Source organism: Micromonospora sp. DT231 (genome assembly GCF_049847025.1).
Taxonomy (GTDB): domain Bacteria; phylum Actinomycetota; class Actinomycetes; order Mycobacteriales; family Micromonosporaceae; genus Micromonospora.
Genome location: NZ_JBNCNO010000007.1, coordinates 303,568 through 323,367, shown reverse-complemented (window position 1 = coordinate 323,367; position 19,800 = coordinate 303,568). Strand labels below are relative to the sequence as shown.

Annotated in this window: 17 protein-coding genes; 13 read left to right on the top strand and 4 right to left on the bottom strand. The window is 70.2% G+C overall.

From position 1 onward, the window contains the following. Positions 1–197 precede the first annotated feature (197 nt). The 10 genes from ACPXBU_RS20735 (at position 198) to ACPXBU_RS20690 (ending at position 14,066) form a co-directional block, all read left to right on the top strand. Positions 198–1,949, top strand: a complete 1,752-nt coding sequence (locus tag ACPXBU_RS20735) for a hypothetical protein (RefSeq protein WP_425759253.1) — start codon at positions 198–200, stop codon at positions 1,947–1,949. After that, complete coding sequence (locus ACPXBU_RS20730; RefSeq protein WP_425759252.1) at positions 1,946–3,514, top strand: hypothetical protein; 1,569 nt, start codon at positions 1,946–1,948, stop codon at positions 3,512–3,514. The genes ACPXBU_RS20735 and ACPXBU_RS20730 overlap by 4 nt, the downstream gene beginning before the upstream one ends. A gap of 48 nt (positions 3,515–3,562) precedes the next feature. Continuing rightward, entirely contained in the window at positions 3,563–6,352 is a 2,790-nt protein-coding gene (locus ACPXBU_RS20725; protein ID WP_425759251.1) for a hypothetical protein, read from the top strand. A 74-nt stretch (positions 6,353–6,426) separates the two neighbouring features. After that, complete coding sequence (locus ACPXBU_RS20720; protein ID WP_393371370.1) at positions 6,427–7,182, top strand: alpha/beta fold hydrolase; 756 nt, start codon at positions 6,427–6,429, stop codon at positions 7,180–7,182. Positions 7,183–7,235: 53 nt separating this feature from the next. Further along, positions 7,236–7,853 carry a TetR/AcrR family transcriptional regulator gene (locus tag ACPXBU_RS20715; protein ID WP_393371368.1) on the top strand — a complete coding sequence of 206 codons (618 nt, stop codon included), beginning with the start codon at positions 7,236–7,238 and terminating at the stop codon, positions 7,851–7,853. Further along, positions 7,850–8,524: a VC0807 family protein gene (locus tag ACPXBU_RS20710; protein ID WP_425759250.1), complete on the top strand. Its 675-nt coding sequence runs from the start codon at positions 7,850–7,852 to the stop codon at positions 8,522–8,524. Before ACPXBU_RS20715 ends, ACPXBU_RS20710 begins: the two co-directional genes overlap by 4 nt. Continuing rightward, positions 8,521–9,735 (top strand): nucleotide disphospho-sugar-binding domain-containing protein, encoded by a 1,215-nt coding sequence (locus ACPXBU_RS20705; RefSeq protein WP_425759249.1) that lies wholly within the window; start codon positions 8,521–8,523, stop codon positions 9,733–9,735. Before ACPXBU_RS20710 ends, ACPXBU_RS20705 begins: the two co-directional genes overlap by 4 nt. A gap of 441 nt (positions 9,736–10,176) precedes the next feature. Beyond that, on the top strand, positions 10,177–10,323 hold the full coding sequence (locus ACPXBU_RS20700; RefSeq protein WP_393371359.1) for a hypothetical protein: 147 nt from the start codon (positions 10,177–10,179) through the stop codon (positions 10,321–10,323). Further along, positions 10,323–11,519 carry a YeiH family protein gene (locus ACPXBU_RS20695; RefSeq protein WP_425759247.1) on the top strand — a complete coding sequence of 399 codons (1,197 nt, stop codon included), beginning with the start codon at positions 10,323–10,325 and terminating at the stop codon, positions 11,517–11,519. Before ACPXBU_RS20700 ends, ACPXBU_RS20695 begins: the two co-directional genes overlap by 1 nt. 159 nt (positions 11,520–11,678) lie before the next feature. Next, on the top strand, positions 11,679–14,066 hold the full coding sequence (locus ACPXBU_RS20690; protein ID WP_425759246.1) for a discoidin domain-containing protein: 2,388 nt from the start codon (positions 11,679–11,681) through the stop codon (positions 14,064–14,066). A 1,338-nt stretch (positions 14,067–15,404) separates the two neighbouring features. Here ACPXBU_RS20690 and ACPXBU_RS20685 read toward each other — a convergent pair. After that, positions 15,405–15,626 (bottom strand): NUDIX domain-containing protein, encoded by a 222-nt coding sequence (locus tag ACPXBU_RS20685; RefSeq protein WP_425759245.1) that lies wholly within the window; start codon positions 15,624–15,626, stop codon positions 15,405–15,407. Between the two features lie 53 nt (positions 15,627–15,679). Between ACPXBU_RS20685 and ACPXBU_RS20680 the strand changes: the two genes are divergently transcribed. After that, positions 15,680–16,234: an HDIG domain-containing metalloprotein gene (locus ACPXBU_RS20680; protein WP_425759244.1), complete on the top strand. Its 555-nt coding sequence runs from the start codon at positions 15,680–15,682 to the stop codon at positions 16,232–16,234. Here ACPXBU_RS20680 and ACPXBU_RS20675 read toward each other — a convergent pair. Continuing rightward, positions 16,222–16,692 (bottom strand): NUDIX hydrolase, encoded by a 471-nt coding sequence (locus ACPXBU_RS20675; RefSeq protein ID WP_425759243.1) that lies wholly within the window; start codon positions 16,690–16,692, stop codon positions 16,222–16,224. The two genes, ACPXBU_RS20680 and ACPXBU_RS20675, sit on opposite strands and share 13 nt — an antisense overlap. Before the next feature lie 24 nt (positions 16,693–16,716). Further along, complete coding sequence (locus tag ACPXBU_RS20670) at positions 16,717–17,466, bottom strand: helix-turn-helix domain-containing protein (RefSeq protein WP_425759242.1); 750 nt, start codon at positions 17,464–17,466, stop codon at positions 16,717–16,719. 225 nt (positions 17,467–17,691) lie between these two features. On the opposite strand from ACPXBU_RS20670, the gene ACPXBU_RS20665 reads away from it, so the two are divergent. Further along, entirely contained in the window at positions 17,692–17,874 is a 183-nt protein-coding gene (locus ACPXBU_RS20665) for a hypothetical protein (protein WP_425759241.1), read from the top strand. Next, entirely contained in the window at positions 17,864–19,018 is a 1,155-nt protein-coding gene (locus ACPXBU_RS20660) for a helix-turn-helix domain-containing protein (RefSeq protein ID WP_425759240.1), read from the top strand. Before ACPXBU_RS20665 ends, ACPXBU_RS20660 begins: the two co-directional genes overlap by 11 nt. Before the next feature lie 169 nt (positions 19,019–19,187). Here the strand turns inward: ACPXBU_RS20660 and ACPXBU_RS20655 are convergent, their stop codons facing one another. After that, entirely contained in the window at positions 19,188–19,691 is a 504-nt protein-coding gene (locus tag ACPXBU_RS20655; RefSeq protein ID WP_425759239.1) for a hypothetical protein, read from the bottom strand. Positions 19,692–19,800 lie beyond the last annotated feature (109 nt).

The following is a 19,800-nucleotide window of genomic DNA, read 5'->3' as shown; positions in this document are numbered from 1 at the left end:
GTCGGTCGTCACAAACTGATCCTCAACACCCTTCGTCTATCTCCACCACCCAGGGCCGTTAGGACTTACTCGTCTAGTGCGGCAACCGCCTTCGTGGTCATCCGGGAATCGGCAGCGAGTCGCACCGTCCTGACGCCTTCACGTCGATGGCCGATGGCTGACAGTCCCGGTGTGACGCGTGCCACTAGCCTTCCGCCATGGCAACAGGGCAGAGCGGCGCGCTCTCGGCCGCGGATGAGGCGGCCAGACCGTTGCGCGGCGTGCTGGAGGACGCCTGGCTGACGCTCGACGCCCGGCCCGCCGGCGACGGCCGGTGGCTGGAGGTGTACCGCGGCGCCCCGGCCGACCCGGTCTTCGTGTGCATCGACGTGATGGGCAACGTACTGCACGTCCAGTTCCGGGACGCCACCACGCTGACCGTCAGCTACCTGCCCGGCTGGTGCTACGAGGCGGCCACCGCGGCGCACGCCGACCGGCGCCCGGACCCGCCGGAGATCCTCGTTACCGACCTGGACTCGGCCCAGCCGTTGGTGTTCGAACTGACCGTCGAGAACCCGATCGACGGCGCGTACCGCAGCGTCACCGTTGCCGGCGAGGCCGTCGCGTACCGGCCGCTGCCCTTCGGGTACGCGTTCAGGCCCGCACGAGGGTTCCTGATCGAGGAGGCGCGGGCCGGATCCACGCCGCTGGTGCACTGGAGCGCGCTGCGGCTGCGGCTGGCGGCGGCGCCCGGCGTCGCCTACTCCGCCCGGCCGCTGCTCAGCACCGCCGCGCTGACGACGCTGCGCGCGGCGTACGTGATCGGCGACGGGCCGACCACCTGCGACCAGGCCCTGTCGTTCGAGTTCGAACGCCACCGCCACCCCGGCACGGTGCCGCCGCTCGGCGAACCGCTGCGTACCGTCCCGGCCGCCGAGGCGGACCTGGTCGCCGGTGCCGTGGCGATGCGCGCCGCGGCCAGCGCCGGACCCGACGCCGGCGGCGGCGAACCCGACGCGGGCGGCTTTGCGGGCTTCGAGGGCCTTGCGGGCTTCGACCTCGGCGGAGGCCCGCTGGCGACCGCCACGCACCAGGTCCGCGCCGACGGGATCGATCTGCTGCTGGTGAAGCCCGACCAGCGCAGCGCGCCGAGCGTGCAACGGTCGTGGCAGCCAGCCTGGTATGTCACGGCCGCGACGATCCTCGACGCCGCCCTGTTCGCCCTGGCCAAGGACATGTACGACTCGTACGTGCAGTGGCTGGGCGGGCTGCCGGACACCACGCCGCTGCCGATCCGGATCCGGGTCGATCCGGCCAGCGCCGAAGACCGCTTCGCGTACCGCCTCGACCACCTCGACGCCGACGGCGAGCCGACCGACCGGCCGGTCCCCGCCGAGCAGGGCCGGGCGGCATTCCGGCTCTCCGTCGTGCACACCCCCGGGGTAGAGGTCTTCCTGGACCTGCCCGTCGGCAACGCCGCGGCCGAGGGGCCGGACGCGATCAGCGGCATCGTCGAGTACCGGGCGCGGGAGGAGAAGTACTTCGACGACGTACCGCTGGAGATCACCGACGAGACGCTGGTGCCGGAGGCGGTGCTGCCCGACCGGCCGGCGACGCTCGCCGAGATCGTCCACGTGATCCACACACTCGGCCAGTTCGTGCCGATCCCCATCGTGCAGAACATGTACGACCTGGAGGACCTCGGCAGCGTCGCCGCCTACGTGCTCACCGGCCGGAACCTGTACGGCGAGCCGATGACCGGCCTGGAGGCGGCCCTCACGCTGGGCGGGGTGCTGCTGCCCGACATCGCTGAACGGGTCGGCGGGACGCTGCTGACGACGGCGCGGCGCGTGCTCACCCTGGGCGACACCCCGCTGTACCGCCTGCGGGGCGCCGCCGCGGCCGTCCAGCCGGTGGACGCGCGCGTCGCCGAGGCGCTCGTCCACACGCTCCCCGAGGCGGCCCGATGACCCGGCCGATGTCGATGCTCGAGGAGTTGGGCCTGCTCATCCCGGAGCAGCGCCTCACCCGGCAGTTCCCGTCCGGCATGCCGGACGGCGCACCGCCACCGTTGCCCGCGTTCGTTCGCGACCCGACCGAGCTGATCGACCGCTCCGGCATCGCGTTGCGCTCCGGGTACCTGCAGAACGGGTTCGTCGCCGCCCGGGAGGCGGACCCCAACCTGACCCTGCTGGAGTACCTGGCCGGCGGCGGATTCGACTCGCTGTTCCGTGGTGTCATCGACGATCTGCTCGGCCATGCCTCGGCCACAATGCTGCGCACCGTCGACTCCGCCCGGTACGTTCGGGCGCTGCAGGACGTGTACCGCGAGTTCCGCGCCGTCCCCACCCCGTTCGACGGGGGCGTCGCCTACGCCGCCTACCGTTACCAGACCGGCTTGCACGTCGAGCTGCCGGAGAACCTCAACGTCCTGCCGATGAACGCGCCGATCGTCGTGGGAAGCGACCTGCGCTACCCGGCCTACGGCAGCGTGGTCACCGCGCGCGGCCACCGCGCGATCGGCACGGTGATGGCCGGCCGAGCGTGGGGCCGGGACATCTCCCTCACCGCCCGTGGCAAGGAGCTCTTCAACGAGCTGGGGCTGGAGAGCAGGGACGTGCTACACGGCTGGGACTACGACCCCGACCTGCTGATGTCCGAGGTGCAGATCGCGCACATGATCTCGACCGGCGAAGGGCCGGCGTACCGGTTCCAGATCCTCGGCGGCCCGCCCCGGCCGCGCGCGCGGTCGCAGGCCCGCTGGGAGCTGGCCGCCCGGCTCGGCGACGACGCGATCCTCGACGCGGACGAAGCGGGCCTGCGGCGGCTGTGGAAGTCCCACGGCTCGGACGCGGCCCGGCGCACCGGCGACCCGTCCAATCTGAGCACCCGCTACGGCCGGGACCCCTACTACCGGTTCTCCCGCGACGAGCTGTTCGAGATGGCGCTCGGCCTGCCGCACGCGATCGACGTCCGGGACGTGGTGTACGAGTGGGAGCACGCCAGGCCGCAACGGTTCATCCGGGAGATGCAGCGCTGGGTCCGGCGGCTGGGCGATCAGCTGCCCGAGGCCGAGGACTTCTGGAGCAGCCGACTGTCCATGCTCACCGGCGCGTCCGAGCCGGGCAACCTGCAGCTGCTCTCGCCGTACGCGCACGCCCGCACCGATCTGGTCGCCGGACGGATGTTCGGCGGCGCGACCCGTGTCGACCGGTACGGCAACCGGGCGGTGGCCACCATCGCCGCGGCCGAGGAGTACGACCTGGCGGCGCGGGCCGCGGACTACGCCTCGAAGAGCGGTGACCCGCTCAGCGCGTTCTCGCTCGGCGACCTGGCCCGGGCGGAGGAGCCGATCGTCGCCTTCGACCAGCACACCCTCGCCGAGCTGACCGCCGCCCTGCAGGAGCACGAGTGGCAGGCCGCCCTGCGGGCCACCACGGGCGCCCAGGCCGACTGGAACGACCTCGTCAGGCGGCTGAACGCCCAGCTCATCGCGTACGGCATGCCGAAGGCTCTGCTACTGCCCACGATCTGATCGCAAGTCTCCGGCGGGACCACCCCGCCGGGTGGAGAGGACGATCCGATGACCACACCGGCACAAGCCACCGTGCGTTTCGTCCAGCTACGCCGCGTCGGCGGGCCGGACGAGGACGCCTGCACCACCGGCCCGAAGACCACCGGTCCGCTCGTCGACTTCCGCGACGACTGGAGCGGGCCGGTCCGGGACGCGATCACCTCCGGTGACCGCGACGCCGCCCAGCAGCTCCTCGAGGCACTGCTGGCGCAGCACGACGAGCTGCTGGACGAGACCGCCCGGCTCGCCCTGCTGCTGCTGCGCCGCGCCGGAGTCGACGCCCGGCTCACCGTCGGGCAACTGCGGGAGGCCCTCACCGGCTGGGCGGCCCAGCGGGACATCGGCGGGGAGCAGCTGCGCACCGCGGTCGCCCGGCTGACCGCCTGGGCCGTCGACGTGCTCGTGCTCGGCCGGTTCCTACGGCTTCGCAAGCAGCCCTTGGCCGACACGCTGGTCCGGGTACTGCGTGGCGTGACGCTGCTGCGGCTGGCCCGCTCGGCGGCGCAGGAGGCGTGCCTGGTGCGCGCCCTGCTCGGCGGGCGGGACCTGGTGCTGCCCGATCCTCCGGCGTCGCCGCAGCGGCCGGCCGACCCGAACGCCGAGCGCGCCGACCGGTTCGCCGAACTCGGCGGTACCGTGCGGCGGCTGCTGGCCCGCGCCCGGGTGACCGGCCGGCCCAACCCGACGCTGCGGGACCTGCAGGCCGACGGCTTCCCCGACCTCGGCGCGGCAATCGAGGCCACCGCGCAGGCCGCCGACGAGCTGGGCGCGCCACCCGCCACCACGCTGCGCGGGCTGCAGCGGGTCTTCGACGCCGAGCGCGACGACGCCCGCCGCCGCGCCTCGGCCCGGACCGCCACCGGCATCCCGGACGTCGACCCGAGCCCCGGCAATCCGATTCCCGGCAACGGCAACACCGTCCCCTACCTGCCGCCGAAGGTGCCGGTGTTCGACGCGTACGCCCGCGTCGCCGGCCGCGGCGACCTCATGCTGATCCGCACGACGCACCTGCGCTACGAGGCGGCCGACATCTCGCACGTCGAGAACGTGCTGGCCAGCGAGGTCCGGGGGCGGGTGCACACGGTCGACGCCAGCACCAAGGAGACCGTCACCACCGCCAGCCAGACGATCGCCGAGTCCACCGAGGAGATGGAGTCCACCGAGCAGAACAGCCTGGATCGGGCGCTGCAGACGGCGGCGACCCAGCAGACCTCGACGTCGCTCGGGGTCAGCGTCTCCGGCGGGTTCGGGCCGATCCAGGCCGGTATCGAGGTCAACGCCGACCGCTCCAACACCACCGAGACCAGCATGAGTTCGGCCGTCTCGTACGCCAAGACGCTCGCCGAGAGCGCCTCGGAGCTGCTGCGCACCGAGACCTCGCAGCGCCGCACCACCACCAGCAGAACCCGGGTCACCGAGACCAACGAGCACCGGTTCGACAACGCCGACGGCGTGACGAACATCGCCGGGATCTACCGGTGGCTGAACAAGGTCGACCAGGCGCAGGTGTACAACTACGGCGAGCGGCTGATCCTGGAGTTCATCGTTCCGGAGCCGGCCGCGACCCTGGTGTGGCTCGCCGAGCAGGCGGAGCAGACCAGCAGCCTGGGCGCCGTACCGGAGCCGCCGGGCTGGTTCCTGGAGGTGGGTGATCTCCACGACGACAACTACGCCGACAAGGCCGCCCGCTGGGACATCTTCGGCGTCGAGCCGCCGCCGGACTTCGAGATCTTCGCGACCGCCACGTTCCTCGACCCGGCCGCCCGGCCGTTCGAGTACAGCAAGAACTCCACCGACAAGTCGCAGCCGGAGTGGGGGTACACCTCGTACACCGGCGAGGTCGCCGTGCCGGCCGGGTACGCGGCCACCGAGGCGTACGTGACGGTCACCTGGTCGCTGGAGGAGGGCGAGTACAGCGCCGAGGAGGGCAGCCCGCCGCAGGCCGTGCAGATCGCCATCGGCGAGGACCGGATCGTCGACAACGACACCGACGACGGCGAGCACGTCGTCCCGCTCGACCACGTGATCCCCGGGCCGGTACCGATCGGGATCAGCGCCGACCAGCGCGGCGGGCTCACCGTCGTGGTGCGGGTGCGCTGCGAGCGCACCACCGCCGCGTATACCGCGTGGCAGCTACGCGCCTGGGAGGCGATCCGGGCCGGGTACCTCGCCCAGCGCACCGCCTACGACAACGACCAGGCCCGCCGGCAGGCCCGGAACGCCTACCGGGCCGACCAGCCGGCTTCGGCTCTGCGGCTGGTCGAGCAGTTGGAGCTGAAGCGCGCCTGCCAGTCCCTGCTGACCGGGCAGGAGTTCGACCTGTACGGCTCGCTCGACTTCCCGGCCGACGAGGCGCCGCGGATCGACCGGCTGGAGCTCGTTGCCGAGGCCGACCACATCCAGTTCTGCGAAGACCTGTTCGAGTGGGACAAGATCAGCTACCTGTGCTACTCGTACCAGTGGGCCGGCCGGGACCGCTGGGCCACACTGCGAACCCGGACCAGCTCCGACCCGCTGCACCAGGTGTTCCTGCAGGCCGGCGCCGTCCGGGTGATGGTGCCGGTGCGCGCCGGGTACGAGCACGTCATCGGCCGGTACCTCGCCACGTCGGAAGTTCCGGCGCTGACCCCGCAGCCGTGGCGCGGCGGACACAACCCCTACCCGCCGATCGACGATCTGATCAGCGACGCCCTCGACCGGCCCGGCGAGGAGGTCACCGTCGGCGAGCCGTGGGAGGTGGTCACCCCGACCGACCTCATCCAGCTCCAGACGGGTACCGAACTCAACCCGGCTGCCTGAGCACGGCAGCCGCCGTCCAGCCTCGACAAGGGGATCGAAAGCGGACCGTAAGCGCGCTGGCGCACCGTGTGGGCATGGACATCTACCACGAGACACATGGCAACGGCGAGGGCCGCCCCCTGGTGCTGATCCACGGAGCGCTCTCCGGCATCGGCACCTCGTTCGGCACGATCCTGCCGTTGCTGGCGAAGACCCGACAGGTGCTCGCCGTCGAGTTGCAGGCCCACGGCCGCACGCCGGACACCGACCGCCCGCTGACCGTGGAGCACTTCGCCGCCGACGTGGTGGAACTGCTCGACCGGCTGGGCATCGCGCGGGCCGACGTGTTCGGCTGGAGCATGGGCGCGGCGGTCGCGCTGCGCCTCGGCACCGATCACCCCGACCGGGTCGGGCGGCTGGTGCTCGCCTCGGTGAGCTTCGACGACGACGGCCTGCACCCCGGGCTCCTGGACGGGATCCAGGACCTGCAACCCGAGCACCTGCACGGCTCGGAGTTCCACGAGGAGTACCTGCGGACCGCGCCGGACCCGGCGGGGTGGGCCAACCTGGTCACCAAGATGAAGGCGCTGGACGCGAACCTGCCGCAGTGGACGCCCGAGCAGATCCGTGCGCTTGCCGCACCGACGATGATCGTGCTGGCCGACTCGGACATCGTCCAGCCGGAGCACGCGGTGCTGATGTTCCGACTGCTCGGCGGCGCGGTGCCCGGCGACCTGACCGGTCTGCCGGCCTGCCGGCTGGCCATTCTGCCCGGCACCACGCACACCTCGATCCCGCAGCGCGCCGACTGGCTGGCCCCGATGATCGACGAGTTCCTGACCGACCTCTAGACGGCAACGCCTTCGCTTGACGCGGAGGGCTGCCATGTGCTGCTATTTTATCCATGCAGATAACACCGGAGCTCGATCGGAAGACGCGGATTCTGGAGGCGGTCGTCGAGTTGCTGGCCGAGCACGGCTACGCGGGGGCGACGTTCGCGCGGATCGTCGAGACGGCGCGACTCAGCAGCACGCGGCTCATCACGTACCACTACGACACCAAGCAGGAGCTGGTCGCTGCGGCGTTGCGCCACATCGGTGAGCGGGCGCAGCAGTTCATGGTTCCGGCGATCGAGGCCGAGGCGTCGGCGCGCGGCAAGCTCGCCGCGTACCTGCGCTCGAACTTCCGCTTTCTCGGCGAACGACCGGCGTACGCGCGTGCCGCGGTCGAGATCGCCCGCAACCTGCCCCGGGACACGACGGACGCGGATCTTCGCGAGGACGTGCCGGTGGTGCTGCTGGCGCAGCTGTTCGTCTCCGGTCAGGAGTCCGGGGAGCTGCGCCGGTTCGACCCGGTCGTGATGGCGGTGACGGTCCGCGCCGCTGTCGATGCCGCTGTGGAGCGGTTCGCCCGCGGAGACGGGATGGACCTGGCCGCCTACGCGGAGGAGTTGTGCGCGATCTTCGATCGCGCGGTCACCGTGGACCCGACCTCGGGGGATCTCGGGGAGGTGCTCTCGTGAGGCTGGTCGACGACGACCCGAAGGACGCGACAGACGCCGCCGAGGTGCGGGTGAGACGGGGTGCGCGCCGCGCTCTGGTCGGACGAGTCGTCGTCGACGCGGTCCTGCCGCTTGTCGTCTACTACGCGCTCCGCGCCATCGGCGCCGACGTGCTGGCCGCAACACTCGCCGCGGGCGCGGTCCCCGCCGCGAACGCCGCCCTGGTCGCCGCCCGCAGCCGACGGGTCGACGTCGCCGGCCTCGTGGTCGTCAGCCTGTTCGTCGCGGGAGGCGCGTTGAGCGTGGTCACCGGCGACGCCCGCCTGCTCTACATCAAGGACGGATGGCTCACCGGCCTGCTCGGCGCCTGGGTGCTGCTGTCGCTGACCATGAAGCGGCCGTTCATGCTCCACCTCGGCACGGTCATCGCCACGGCCAAGGTCGGCGATGCCGGAGCCGCGGCGTGGCAGCGACGCTGGATCGACGATCCCGTCTTCCGGCGCCGGCTGCGCCTGGTGAGCGTGGTGGTCGGCGTGGTGCTGCTGCTGGACGCAGTGGTCCGCGTCGCGATCGCCTCGGTGATCGACCTCGACGCGGTCGCGACGGTCACCAACGTGCAGTACGTCGTCATGCTCGCCGGGCTGCTGTCCTGGTTCTTCTGGTACACCGCCCGACACGGGCTGCGCGCGTGAGCACGACGATCGGCGCGCACGTCGCCGTCCTCGCCGTCGTGGCCACCGGGCACCTGCTTCCCGTACTCGACGTGATCACGGAATTGCGGGAGCGCGGGCATCGGGTCACCTGTTTCGTCCCGGACGTCGCGGCACCTGCGGCGAGCCGTGCCGGCGCTGACGTCGTCACCTATGAGTCGACGCTCGTCGCGCGGCCGTCGTCGACGCCGCCGAGCGATTTCGCGGTGTGGCTGCCGTTCGTACTGCTGGCGGAGGCAGCCGCCGTCGTACCCCAGGTCATCTCCGTCCTGGGCCGCGACGTTCCCGACGTCCTGCTCTACGACCGGGCCGCCCACCCGGCCGGCCGCGCGCTGGCGCAGCTGCTCGACCGGCCGGCGGTGGCGTTGTTCCCGTCCTTCGCCCAGGGGCCGGCCTGGTCGCTGGCCGCGGCCACCGGCCAGACGAGCGTGCTCGACCCGGCACATCCCGCCTTTACGCCGTTGCAGGACCAGCTCGACCAGTTCGCCGCGCGCTGGGGAGTCGAGCGCAGCACCGTCCGCGATCTGGCCGAGGCGCGCGAGCGGCGATCGGTCGCGTTCCTCCCGCGCTGGTTCCAGTGGAACGGAGACGAGTTCGGCACGGACCACCACTTCGTCGGACCGTGTCTGGGCTCGCGGCTCGGCACCGGACCCGCGGGGCACGAACGGCTCGTGTACGTCAGCGCGGGCACCGCAGCGGCCGAGCCGGAAGCGGTACGGTCACTGGTCCGCTCCGTGGCCACCGCGGCGCCGGACCACCGGGTGCTCGTGTCCACCGGCGGGTTCCCGGTCGCCACTCTCGGGACGGTGCCCGACCGGGTCGAAGCGCACGAGCACGTCGACCAGCTCGCCGCGTTGGCACAGGCCGACCTCTTCGTCACGCATGCCGGGATGGGCAGCGTCATGGAGGCCCTCTGGTTCGCCGTCCCGATGGTGTGTGCGCCGCGCACAAGCGAGCAGCACCTCGTCGCGGCACGGGTCGAGGCCCTCGGTCTCGGCGTGAACCTCCCGGACGGCGGTGCCCCGAGCGGGGACGAGGGCGTGGCCAGGATGCGCGACCTCGCGCACGATCCGACGATGCGCGAGCGGTTGCGCGCCGCCTCCGCGAAGGTGCGGGCCGCCGGTGGGCGCCGAGCGGCAGCGGACGCGGTGGAGACGGCCCTCGCGTCCGATCGGGATGAGGTCGGTGCATGACCGCGGTTCCGTCCTCCGTCGAGCTCACCCCGATGCCGGGGCTGGACCGGGTGTGCGGCTGCACCACGTCATGACCGATCTCGGGCGCACCGACGGGGCCGGAGCCGGCGAGGCTCCGGCCTCGTCGTCGGTGACGCCGCGCGGTGCGGTGGTGGAGAATCCGCGTCGACGGTCTTGAATTCCTATCCCGTAGGTAGGAAAATGCGGGAATGCCGGTCGGTCCGTTCCTCACCTCGCGTCGGGTCGTCGACCTGATGCGGACCGCCAGTGAGCTCTGTCCGGGCACCCCGGCCACCGACTGAGCACCGCGCCACCGCACCTCTCCTGCCGCACCGCCGCATCCCGCGTCGAACCGTCACCCCTGCGCGCCGGCGAGGCACCGCACCGCACTTCCGACCGATCCGGCACGGCCGGATCGGTTCACACCCATGGAGGTACGCCATGACATCCGACGAATCACCGGCCACCCGACCGACGGCGGGCGAGTCCCGCCTCGCGTTCAACGAGGACTGGGTGGCGACCGTCCTCGGCCTGGCGCTGCTCGCCCTGGTCCTGCTCGGTGCCATCCCCGCCGGGCTGGTGCCCTGATGACCACGGACGCGACCCGGGCGGACGACGCGACGGGCACCGGCGACGCCGTCGAGCCGGCCCCGGCCAGCGGCCCACCCACCACCGTGGACCCGGCCGGCCCCACCCGTAGGGCGCGCGATGGTCGGTTCTGGGCCTGGACGGCACTCGGCCTGGTGATCGTGCTCGGTCTCGCGGCGCTCACCCGCTATCTGGAGCAGAACGTCCCCGGGTGGGCCGAGGGCACCGCCGTCGAGGACATCGGGGCGGCGATCGAGTACCCGGTCTACGCCATCCTGCTGGGTCTGCTGGGCAACGTCGCCGTCACGCTGCTGGGGTGGCGGGACCGCATCGCCGCCGCGTTCCGGACCGAGTTCTTCATCAAGACCGGCCTCGTGCTGCTCGGGGCCTCGATCAACCTCGCCGTCATCGCCAGTGCCGCCGGCCCGGCGATCGCCCAGGCGATCCTGCTGATCAGCGGGGTCTTCTTCTTCACCTGGTGGCTGGCCGGCAGGTTCGGCCTCGAGGACAAGCTGCGCGCGTTGCTCGCGTCGGCGGTGTCGATCTGCGGGGTCAGCGCGGCGATCGCCGCCGCCGGCGCGGTACGGGCGCGGCGGGAACAGTTGGCCTACACGGCGAGCCTGGTCATCATCTTCGCGCTGCCGTCGATCTTCATCCTGCCCTGGCTGGCCGACGTGTTCGGGCTGTCCGACGCGGTCGCCGGCGCCTGGATCGGCGGCAACATCGACACCACCGCCGCGGTCACCGCCGCCGGGGCGATCGCCGGTGAGGAGGCGCTCCAGATCGCCAGCATCGTCAAGGTCACCCAGAACGCGCTGATGGGCGTGGTCGCGGTCGCGCTCACCGCGTACTTCACCCTGCGGGTGGAGCGACGGCCCGGCGCGGAACGGCCGGGCCTGCGCGAGCTGTGGACCCGGTTTCCGAAGTTCGTCCTGGGCTTCATCGCCGCCTCGGTGATCGCCACCTGGTACCTCGACGGGGCGGGTGCGGACGGCAAGGCCACCATCGCGATCGTCAACGACCTGCGCGTCTGGTTCCTGATCCTGGCGTTCGTCAGCATCGGCCTGGAGGTCCGGGTCGCGTCCCTGCGGGAGGCCGGGTGGCGGCCGGTGGCCGTGTTCGCCAGTGCCACAGTCTTCAACCTCGCGTTGGCGCTCGGCCTGGCCTCGCTGTTGTTCCGCAACTTCTCGGCCTGAACGGCTCGCGCCCCGCCCCTCGATATCCCCGGGGCGGGGCGCTCAACTACTTCCGCTGCGCTGACGAATAATTTCATCGATCAGTCGTACTCTTGCGGTGCGGCAACCACTCCTGCCACGATGGCCGTCAATGCCTTCCGTCCCGAAGGAGTGGTCCACATGGCGGTCTCCCGCCGCAGGTTCGTCACGTCGGTGCTGGGTGGGTCCGCCCTCGCCGCCGCCTCAACCACCGAGCTGCTCACCGCCCTGGCCAGCCCCGCCTCCGCCGCCAGTCCCCCCGGGGACGTGGTCGGCAAGGTGACCGTCGGCTACCAGGGCTGGTTCAGCGCCCCCGGCGACTCCGCGCCGATCGGCGGCTGGTGGCACTGGAGCCGCGACCGGTTCCAGCCGCCCTCGCCCGCGAACACCACGATCGTGTCCTGGCCGGACATGCGCGAGTACACACGCAGCTACCCGACCGCGTACCCCAACCTGGGCAACGGATCGCCGGCCACCCTCTTCTCCTCCTACGACCAGCAGACGGTCGACACCCACTTCCGGTGGATGCAGGAGTACGGCTGCGACACCGCCGCCCTGCAACGCTTCAACCCGACGGGCGACGAGGGGCCGACCCGCGACGCGATGACGCTGAAGGTCCGCTCGGCGGCCGAGCGCCACGGCCGCAAGTTCTACATCATGTACGACGTCACCGACTGGCTGACGATGCAGTCGGACATCAAGACCGACTGGACGACGAAGATGTCGACGCACACCGCGTCCAGCGCGTACGCCCGGCAGAACGGCAAGCCGGTCGTCTGCATCTGGGGCTTCGGCTTCAGCGAGTCCAGTCGACCCTTCACCCCCGGGCCCTGCCTGGAGGTCATCAACTGGTTCAAGGCGCAGGGCTGCTACGTCATCGGTGGCGTGCCCACCTGGTGGCGGCTCGGCCGAGAGGACTCCCGCCCCGGCTTCCTCGACGTCTACCACGCCTTCAACGCGATCTCGCCCTGGATGGTCTACCGGACCGACACCCTGGAAGGGCTCGACTCGTACTACAACAACGTCAACATCGGCGACATGGCCGACTGCGCGGCGCGCGGCATCGACTACCTGCCCTGCGTGATGCCCGGTGACCTCGCCGGTGGCCACCGCCGCCACGGCGACTTCTACTGGCGGCACATCTACAACATGGTCCGGCTCGGCTCCCAGGGCCTGTACGTGTCCATGTTCGACGAGTACAACGAGGGCAACCAGATCGCCAAGACGTCCGAGACCCAGGCCACCACCCCGGCCGGCGCGAACATCCGCGCCCTGGACGAGGACGGCGTGGCCTGCTCCTCCGACTACTACCTGAGGATCACCGCCGACGGTGGCCGGATGCTCAAGGGCCAACTCGCGCTCACTGCGGTCCGCCCCACCCCACCGACGACCGGCACCCCGCCCCCGACCGGCGGGGACCTGGCCGCCGGCAAGTCAACCTCGGCGAGCAGCCAGGGCGGCGGCTTCCCGTCGGGCAACGCGGTGGACTCCAATGCCGGCAGCTACTGGGAGAGCGGCGGCGGCGCGTTCCCGCACTGGTGGCAGGTCGACCTCGGCGCCAGCCACCAGGTCAACAAGCTCGTGGTACGGCTGCCCGCCGGCTGGGGCGCGCGTACCCAGACCCTCACCGTGCAGGGCAGCGTCGACGGTGGATCGTTCAGCACCATCGCCGGGGCCTCGGCGTTCGCCTTCGACCCGGCCAACGGCAACACCGTCACCCGCACGCTGCCGACCACCACGACCCGCTACGTCCGTCTCAGCATCGGCGCCAACACCGGCTGGCCGGCCGCGCAACTCGCCCAGGTCGAGGTGTACGCCGCCAGCGGCACCACGGACAACCCGCCGAGCACGCCGAGCGGCCTCACCGTGACCGGCAAGACCTCGACGAGCGTGTCCCTGGCCTGGACGGCGTCCACGGACGACAACGGGGTGACCGGTTACCAGGTGCGGCAGGGCGGCACCGTGGTCGTCACCGTCACCGGCACCACGGCGACCGTGAGTGGGCTGAGCGCGTCCACCGCGTACACGTTCACGGTCACCGCGCGCGACGCGGCCGGCAACAGCTCCAGCGCGTCCTCCGCGGTCACGGTCACTACCGACGCCCCGGCCAACGCGGACCTTGCCCGGGGTCGGTCCACCTCGGAGAGCAGTCACGTCCAGAGCTACGGGTCGGGCAACGTGGTCGACGGTGACGCGAACAGCTACTGGGAGAGCGCCAACAGCGCGTTTCCGCAGTGGGTGCAGGTCGATCTGGGTTCCGCGCGCACGGTCGGGCGGGTGGTGCTGAAGCTGCCGCCGTCGTCGGCCTGGGGCAGTCGGACGCAGACCATCGCGGTGCAGGGGAGTGTGGACGGGGGGAGCTTCGGCACGTTGTCGGGTTCGGCGGGGCGGACGTTCGACCCAGCTAGCGGCAATCAGGTGGCGCTCACGTTCTCGGCCGCGCAGACCCGCTATGTGCGTATCACCGTGACCGGCAACACCGGCTGGCCGGCCGGGCAGTTGTCGGCGCTGGAGGTGTACGCCAGCTGATCGGTTGTGGGGCGGCCGCCGGATGCCGACCGGCGGCCGCTCCTCCCGTCAAGCCCCTGCCGGCGGGAAATGGCTGGTCCAGCGAATCCCGTCCCGTTACCCGGCTGCGTTGATGCGGGGCGGTGGTGAGATCGGTGATTCGGGGGCGCTCCGCTGATAGCCGCACTCATCGTGGAGCCAACGGTCTAGGTAGGAAGCCCTGTCAGCTCGCGAATTTACGACCGCAAGCCATTCGGTTGCTGCCTGCCTCATGTGCCGGACGGCAGCGGCGTCCTGCTCCGGCGATCCCCTCCCAGGAGCGTCCATCTCATCTGTCAGTGCTCCCCAGATGAGGTTCAGCGCGGTTGGCGTTTCGGGCAGGTACTCGCTTTTGGGAGTCGCCGCCATGGCCTGCATGGCCAGCCCTTGGAAGTCGCAACCCGCCTCGTAGGTGGCCGAGCCCTCTTCGACATCGAGCACGAGTCGTGCCTGGTTCGTAGTTGCTCCCAGGAACCCCTCGGGTCCGTCTTCCGGATGCCAGCGACCTGCCATGACGACGAGGCTACGCCAGCCATACCACCGGGCTATCCCTGCTCGCTGCACATCTCCTCGTAACGGCCCTCGGACGCCGGCAGGCAGCGGATGAGTACGCCACACGCGACTATGCTTGGCTCGAAGGTCTGGGACAGCACCGACTTGCCTATCCGTGCTACCAAGTATCGATGGGCACACTACGCGGTGTAAGCCCGAGGGCTGGCTGACCGTTAGTCGATGCCGGCCGAGGTAGGGGGACCCAGATGGCACAGCGGACGGTTCGCTTCTTCGAACCGTCATAGCGGACGACGAGCTACGCGAGGCGACGATTGCCGCCGGCCATGAATACGGGTCTGCCCAGGTGGTGTCGGGTACGGTGCAGACTCTTCGTTCCTTGCCAACCTTGAAGCGCCTTAAAATTTCAATCTTCATGCGAGCAAAACCAACGGGCACCTTTAGGACCGCCGGTCGGCAACCTCGCATAATTCACGGCCGTGGGCTTCAAATGCCGACGCTCGCCCAGGAGATTCGGGCGAATGTTCCATCCGAATTGAAAGTTGAGATTACGCTGAACGACGTCCTGATTTATCCGCTCCCGCCTGCAGATTAGCTAACGCTGCTCTGGCCCTTGGCGAGGCCAGGGTTTTCCCTTGTTCAACTCCGCGTCTGGGGCCCGCGATCCGTGCCACCGGCATCCCTGACGATCGGCACAACGGACGCATGTGCTCCGGCACACCCACGCCTCGGTGCTCCTGGACGCCGCGGAGAGCATCAGGCGCTGTCGGCCTACCTGGGTCACGCTGATCCCGGCTTCACCGTCCGGAGCTACACCTTGATCAGGTTTTTGAGCTGGTGGGCGACGGACGAGTCACAGGCCTCGTGCGGGTATTCATTTTCGCTGACGTAGCCGCCGGGAAAGGACCAGTGGTCGCGGTGATTCGGTTTGACGAGCAGCAACTTGCCGTCCGGGCCGGTGATGAAGGCCGGTGCGGCGACATAGAAGGACGCCAGGTTGGCGTGCCAGGTGGCGGGCTCCGTCCAGGTCACCTCGATGACGCTAGCGGCCGGGTCCAGTTGGGCTCGGGCTTTAGAATTCGCGCGTGGGCCCCTCCTCCCAGCTAGCCGCGGCAACCTCACAGCGTCATCTGCGAAACGCCCTACCCCGACGCTGGCTGCATGTGCAGGCAGTGGCGGCCAAGGCGGAAGGGCTTGCGTACCTTGTCGGAGACGACGCGGACGTGCTGACCGCTGCTGCGTGGCTGCATGACATCGGGTACGCCCCAGATGTCGCCGATACAGGTTTCCACGCGCTAGACGGTGCACGATGGCTTCGACGGCAGGGCTTTGCAGATCGGATCGCGGCTCTGGTTGCCCACCACTCCTGCGCTGTCCACGAGGCAGACGAGCGGGGTCTGGGACAGGCTTTGGCCAATGAGTTCTCGCGCGAAGAGACGGCGACTTCGGATGCGCTCTGGTACGCGGACATGACGACTGGCCCAGACGGTCAGGACCTCACCGTCGATGAGAGGCTGACGGAGATCCGACAGCGCTACGGGCCGGACGACGTCGTGACGCGGTTCTGGCAGAGGGCTGAGCCGATGCTCCGACACGCCATACGCAGGACTCAGCATCGCTTGTCAGCTCAGCCGATGTAGGGGGCGGGAAGCCGCTCGAATCCACGGTCAACCCTGAGCCGCATCGACGGGTGGATTGGTAGCTGGTCTAGTTGGTCGCGGGCCACCCAAACCACCGACGAGGACTCATCGCTGGTCCTCGGGTAGCCAGAAAGGTACAGAGCCCGAAAACAGATCGAGAACTGCTGCCGCACCTCGCCGTCGCTGTACTCCACCACATGTCTAGGGTCGGAGTAGATCCCGACTATCCCGGTCACCTTGACTTCGATACCGGTTTCCTCGCGCGTCTCCCGCACCGCCGTTTCGGCGATGTACTCGCCGAAATCCTGGGCGCCGCCGGGTAGCGCCCACAGGCCGTTGTCGGTCCGCTGGATGAGCAGCACCCGCCCATGGCCATCCTGGACGAAGACGGTCACGGCTACGACGATGCTGTTGGGCTTCGGGGCGTTGGGGTTGTTGAAGTGCTCGATCCGGGCCATGCCGTCAACCTCTCACCGGGCGGATCAGTGCTCGGGCCAGACGGTCCGCTTCTTGCCGAGGACTCGATTGAAGCTGGCGACGTAGCTGTCGAACAGGTCGCCGCCGCCAAGACGCCGCAGGTGCAGCACGGGGGAGTACGCAGCCGGCGTGCCGTACAGGTGGGTGTTGATCAGCATCTCGTCGTCGAAGCGGTAGATGGAGTTGTAGAGGATCGTGTCGTGGAAGTAGATCCCGACGTTGTCCAGGTCCCGAAGGTCTTTGTAGAAGGCCAACGCGTTCAGGATCTTGTTGGACATGGCTGGGCCGATGCCCTCGGCATCTCCACGTTCGGCGATGTGCTCGCCCTCCGGGTCGCCGAACAGCAACTCCACCTGCGCCCCGGCCAACGCCTTCTCTCGAAGCGTCGGGATCCAGCGGTGGTTGAACTCCGGCAGGAACAGTCCTCCGTAGACCAGGACCCCGACCTGGCGGGTGGCCTGCTCCAAGAGGTGCTGCCAGAGGTCGGTGGGGACGGCTCCGCGGCGCGGGTAGATGTGGACCAGTTCCGATTGGCTGATCTGCGCGGCTCGCTGCGTTGGAAGCGCGTCCGGCCAGAGGTACGACTCACTCTCGTTGAGCAGTTCGGCGATGGAGTGCCGATAGCGCGGGTACGGGTTGCGGGTCTGCGTCACCCACCGCTCGACAGTCTTCGGGTCGACACCAAGTTTGTCGGCCAGCGTCGATGCCGTCAGACCCTTCTTGAGCATCCCGTTGCGAAGACGGTCGTTCGGCATCGCGTCTCCTGCTCACTGGGCTTGGGGGACGACAACGGGACGACTCAACCTACCAAGGACGTCCCCACTCGTCCGTGACTCGCGGTGAAGTTGTCACTACCGATCGGCGGAGTCTGGTTCTGCAAGACCTGTCGTCCGGGCAGGACAAGGGCGGCCCAGCCAAAGTTTGGCGCTCTGCGCGACCCGAACCCTGTCCACGAAGGCCTTGCAGATGGAGGAGTTGCGGTGCGCCGGTTGACGGAGGTGGGCATGCGGAGCGACGAGCCAGCCAGCAAGGGCGAAGAGTCGGACGCGGTCGAGCGTGAGGCGGCCAAACAGCGTCTCCTGGCACAGGCGGAGGCGGAGCGCGTACCGGTGGAGGACACGACTCGCGCGGTGCCGGATCGGCGGTGGCGGCGTGACAAGTGATGACCTGCCGATTGGCCGCCGGGTCGCGTGCTGGCGGGTACGGCGCTCGATGACGCAGCAGCAACTCGCCGACCGGCTGCGTAGGTCGAAGAGTTGGGTCGACAAGGTCGAGCGGGGTGTGCGCGCCCTGGACCGGTACTCGGTGATCCATGAAGTGGCCGAGGTGCTGCGGGTCGACCCGGAGGTGCTGCTCGGCCAGCAGCCGCGGAGGACGCCGGGCGGCGCTCTCGACGGGGTGGACGAGATCCGGGCCGCTCTCGCCCGCTACGACGCACCGGAAGCCACCCGGCAGACGACGGAAGAGGCAAGAAGGCAGATCGGGCACGCCTGGTTGACCTACCAGCACGCGCACTACGCGCAGTTGGTGCGGGTGTTGCCGAGCCTGCTCGATGTCGTGCAGGGCGTGCGGTCACCGGAGTTGCGGGTGCAGACGTACCGGATCACCTCCGCGTTGCTGGTCAAGCTCGGTGAGGCCGACCTCGGGTGGCTGAGCGCCGACCGGGCGATGGCAGTGGCGGGTGACGATCCGGCGCTCGCGGCGACGGCGGCCGTGTCGGTCGGGCAGGCGCTGCGCGCGTCGGGCCGCGACCGCCTCGCCCTGGCCGCGACGCTCGCCGCAGCGGATCGCATCAGACCGCAACGGTCGCCGGGGGAGTGGGCCCTGGCGGGGACGCTGCTGCTCCAAGCGGCGCTGGCCGCCGCCGGCTCCGGCGAGCACCGCCGCGCCGACGAGCTGACCGACCGGGCCGCGGGCATCGCCGCCGGCCTGAGGGGGTACGACGATGAGCACCGCACCAGCTTCGGGCCGGCTGTGGTCGAGCTGGCGCGGGTGCTGCTGGCGGCGCAACGGGGTAACGCCGACGAGGCGGTGCGTCGGCATGTGAGCGTCGTTCGGCGGGAGGCGTGGCGACGGTTGCCGGCCGAGCATCGGGGCGCCTACCTGCTCGACGCGGCGCGGGCGTACCTGCAACTGGGTGACCTGCGTGGCGCGGCGCGTGCCATCGTCGACGCGGACAGTGTCGCGCCCGCCGAGGTCCGGTGCCGGCCGTTGGCGCGTACCCTCATCGCCGATGTCGCCCGCGCGAAGCCGGTGCCGGCCGGCGTGACGCGACTGGCGACGTTGGTCGGCCTCACCCGGCCCTGACTCGCCGGGTCAGCCTCCCGACTGGTGGGAAAGCGGTGATGATCGACTCGGTTTCGGTGAAGCCGGGGTGTCCGAGCCGCTGGGACACCGCGATATCGCTAAGACCGAGTTGATCCTGGCCTCATGTGGGCTCGCGTCGGCGAGCAGAGCTGTCAATAGGGCGGTATGACTACCACGGCCAGTGCATGGCCAGGTTGGTCGGGTCGTCGCCCGGTGACACGACGAACGCGCAGGAGCCGCTGTCGTCGAGCAACAGCAACGGCCCGGCCTGCACCGCCAGCGCCACCGAAGCGGCCAGGACAGCGCGACCCGACGGCTTGCGGAATCCGATGTCGGTCACCGCCTGGTGCAACGCCACCGGCTCGTCGCCGCTGGCTCCATCGACACCCAGCCTGACCTCGCCCAGGTCCAGGCCACCCAGCGACGCGCAGGTGGTCGGGTCCGGGCAGCCGGCGAGGTCGGCGACCAGGTCATGCCCCGCGATCTGGAACCACGGCGTGCCGTGACAGCCAGCCTCCTGGAACGCGGTCAACACCTGCCGCACCGTCGGTAGCGCACGGACCGGTGGTGGCTCCTCGGGCAGACCGAAGGACGACTCAGCGCTGGCCGCCCACTCGAGTCCACCATTCTCGGCCGCCTGATGCAGGGGCGTCACCACCAGAAACCAACCCACGGCACGCATCGTGCCATCCCGAGTTAACCAGGTCGACGGGCCCGGTTCCGTGGGCCAGTTCGGGTCCCGTTTGTCGGGGTCTGTCGGCCCACGTCTCTTCGGCCGCCCT

Bases quoted from the DNA above. Each gene is read 5' to 3' on its own strand.
- ACPXBU_RS20735 (WP_425759253.1), top strand. From the start codon at position 198: ATGGCAACAGGGCAGAGCGGCGCGCTCTCGGCCGCGGATGAGGCGGCC.
- ACPXBU_RS20730 (WP_425759252.1), top strand. From the start codon at position 1,946: ATGACCCGGCCGATGTCGATGCTCGAGGAGTTGGGCCTGCTCATCCCG.
- ACPXBU_RS20715 (WP_393371368.1), top strand. From the start codon at position 7,236: ATGCAGATAACACCGGAGCTCGATCGGAAGACGCGGATTCTGGAGGCG.
- ACPXBU_RS20690 (WP_425759246.1), top strand. From the start codon at position 11,679: ATGGCGGTCTCCCGCCGCAGGTTCGTCACGTCGGTGCTGGGTGGGTCC.
- ACPXBU_RS20670 (WP_425759242.1), bottom strand. From the start codon at position 17,466: ATGCCGAACGACCGTCTTCGCAACGGGATGCTCAAGAAGGGTCTGACG.
- ACPXBU_RS20725 (WP_425759251.1), top strand. From the start codon at position 3,563: ATGACCACACCGGCACAAGCCACCGTGCGTTTCGTCCAGCTACGCCGC.
- ACPXBU_RS20695 (WP_425759247.1), top strand. From the start codon at position 10,323: ATGACCACGGACGCGACCCGGGCGGACGACGCGACGGGCACCGGCGAC.
- ACPXBU_RS20675 (WP_425759243.1), bottom strand. From the start codon at position 16,692: ATGGCCCGGATCGAGCACTTCAACAACCCCAACGCCCCGAAGCCCAAC.
- ACPXBU_RS20700 (WP_393371359.1), top strand. From the start codon at position 10,177: ATGACATCCGACGAATCACCGGCCACCCGACCGACGGCGGGCGAGTCC.
- ACPXBU_RS20720 (WP_393371370.1), top strand. From the start codon at position 6,427: ATGGACATCTACCACGAGACACATGGCAACGGCGAGGGCCGCCCCCTG.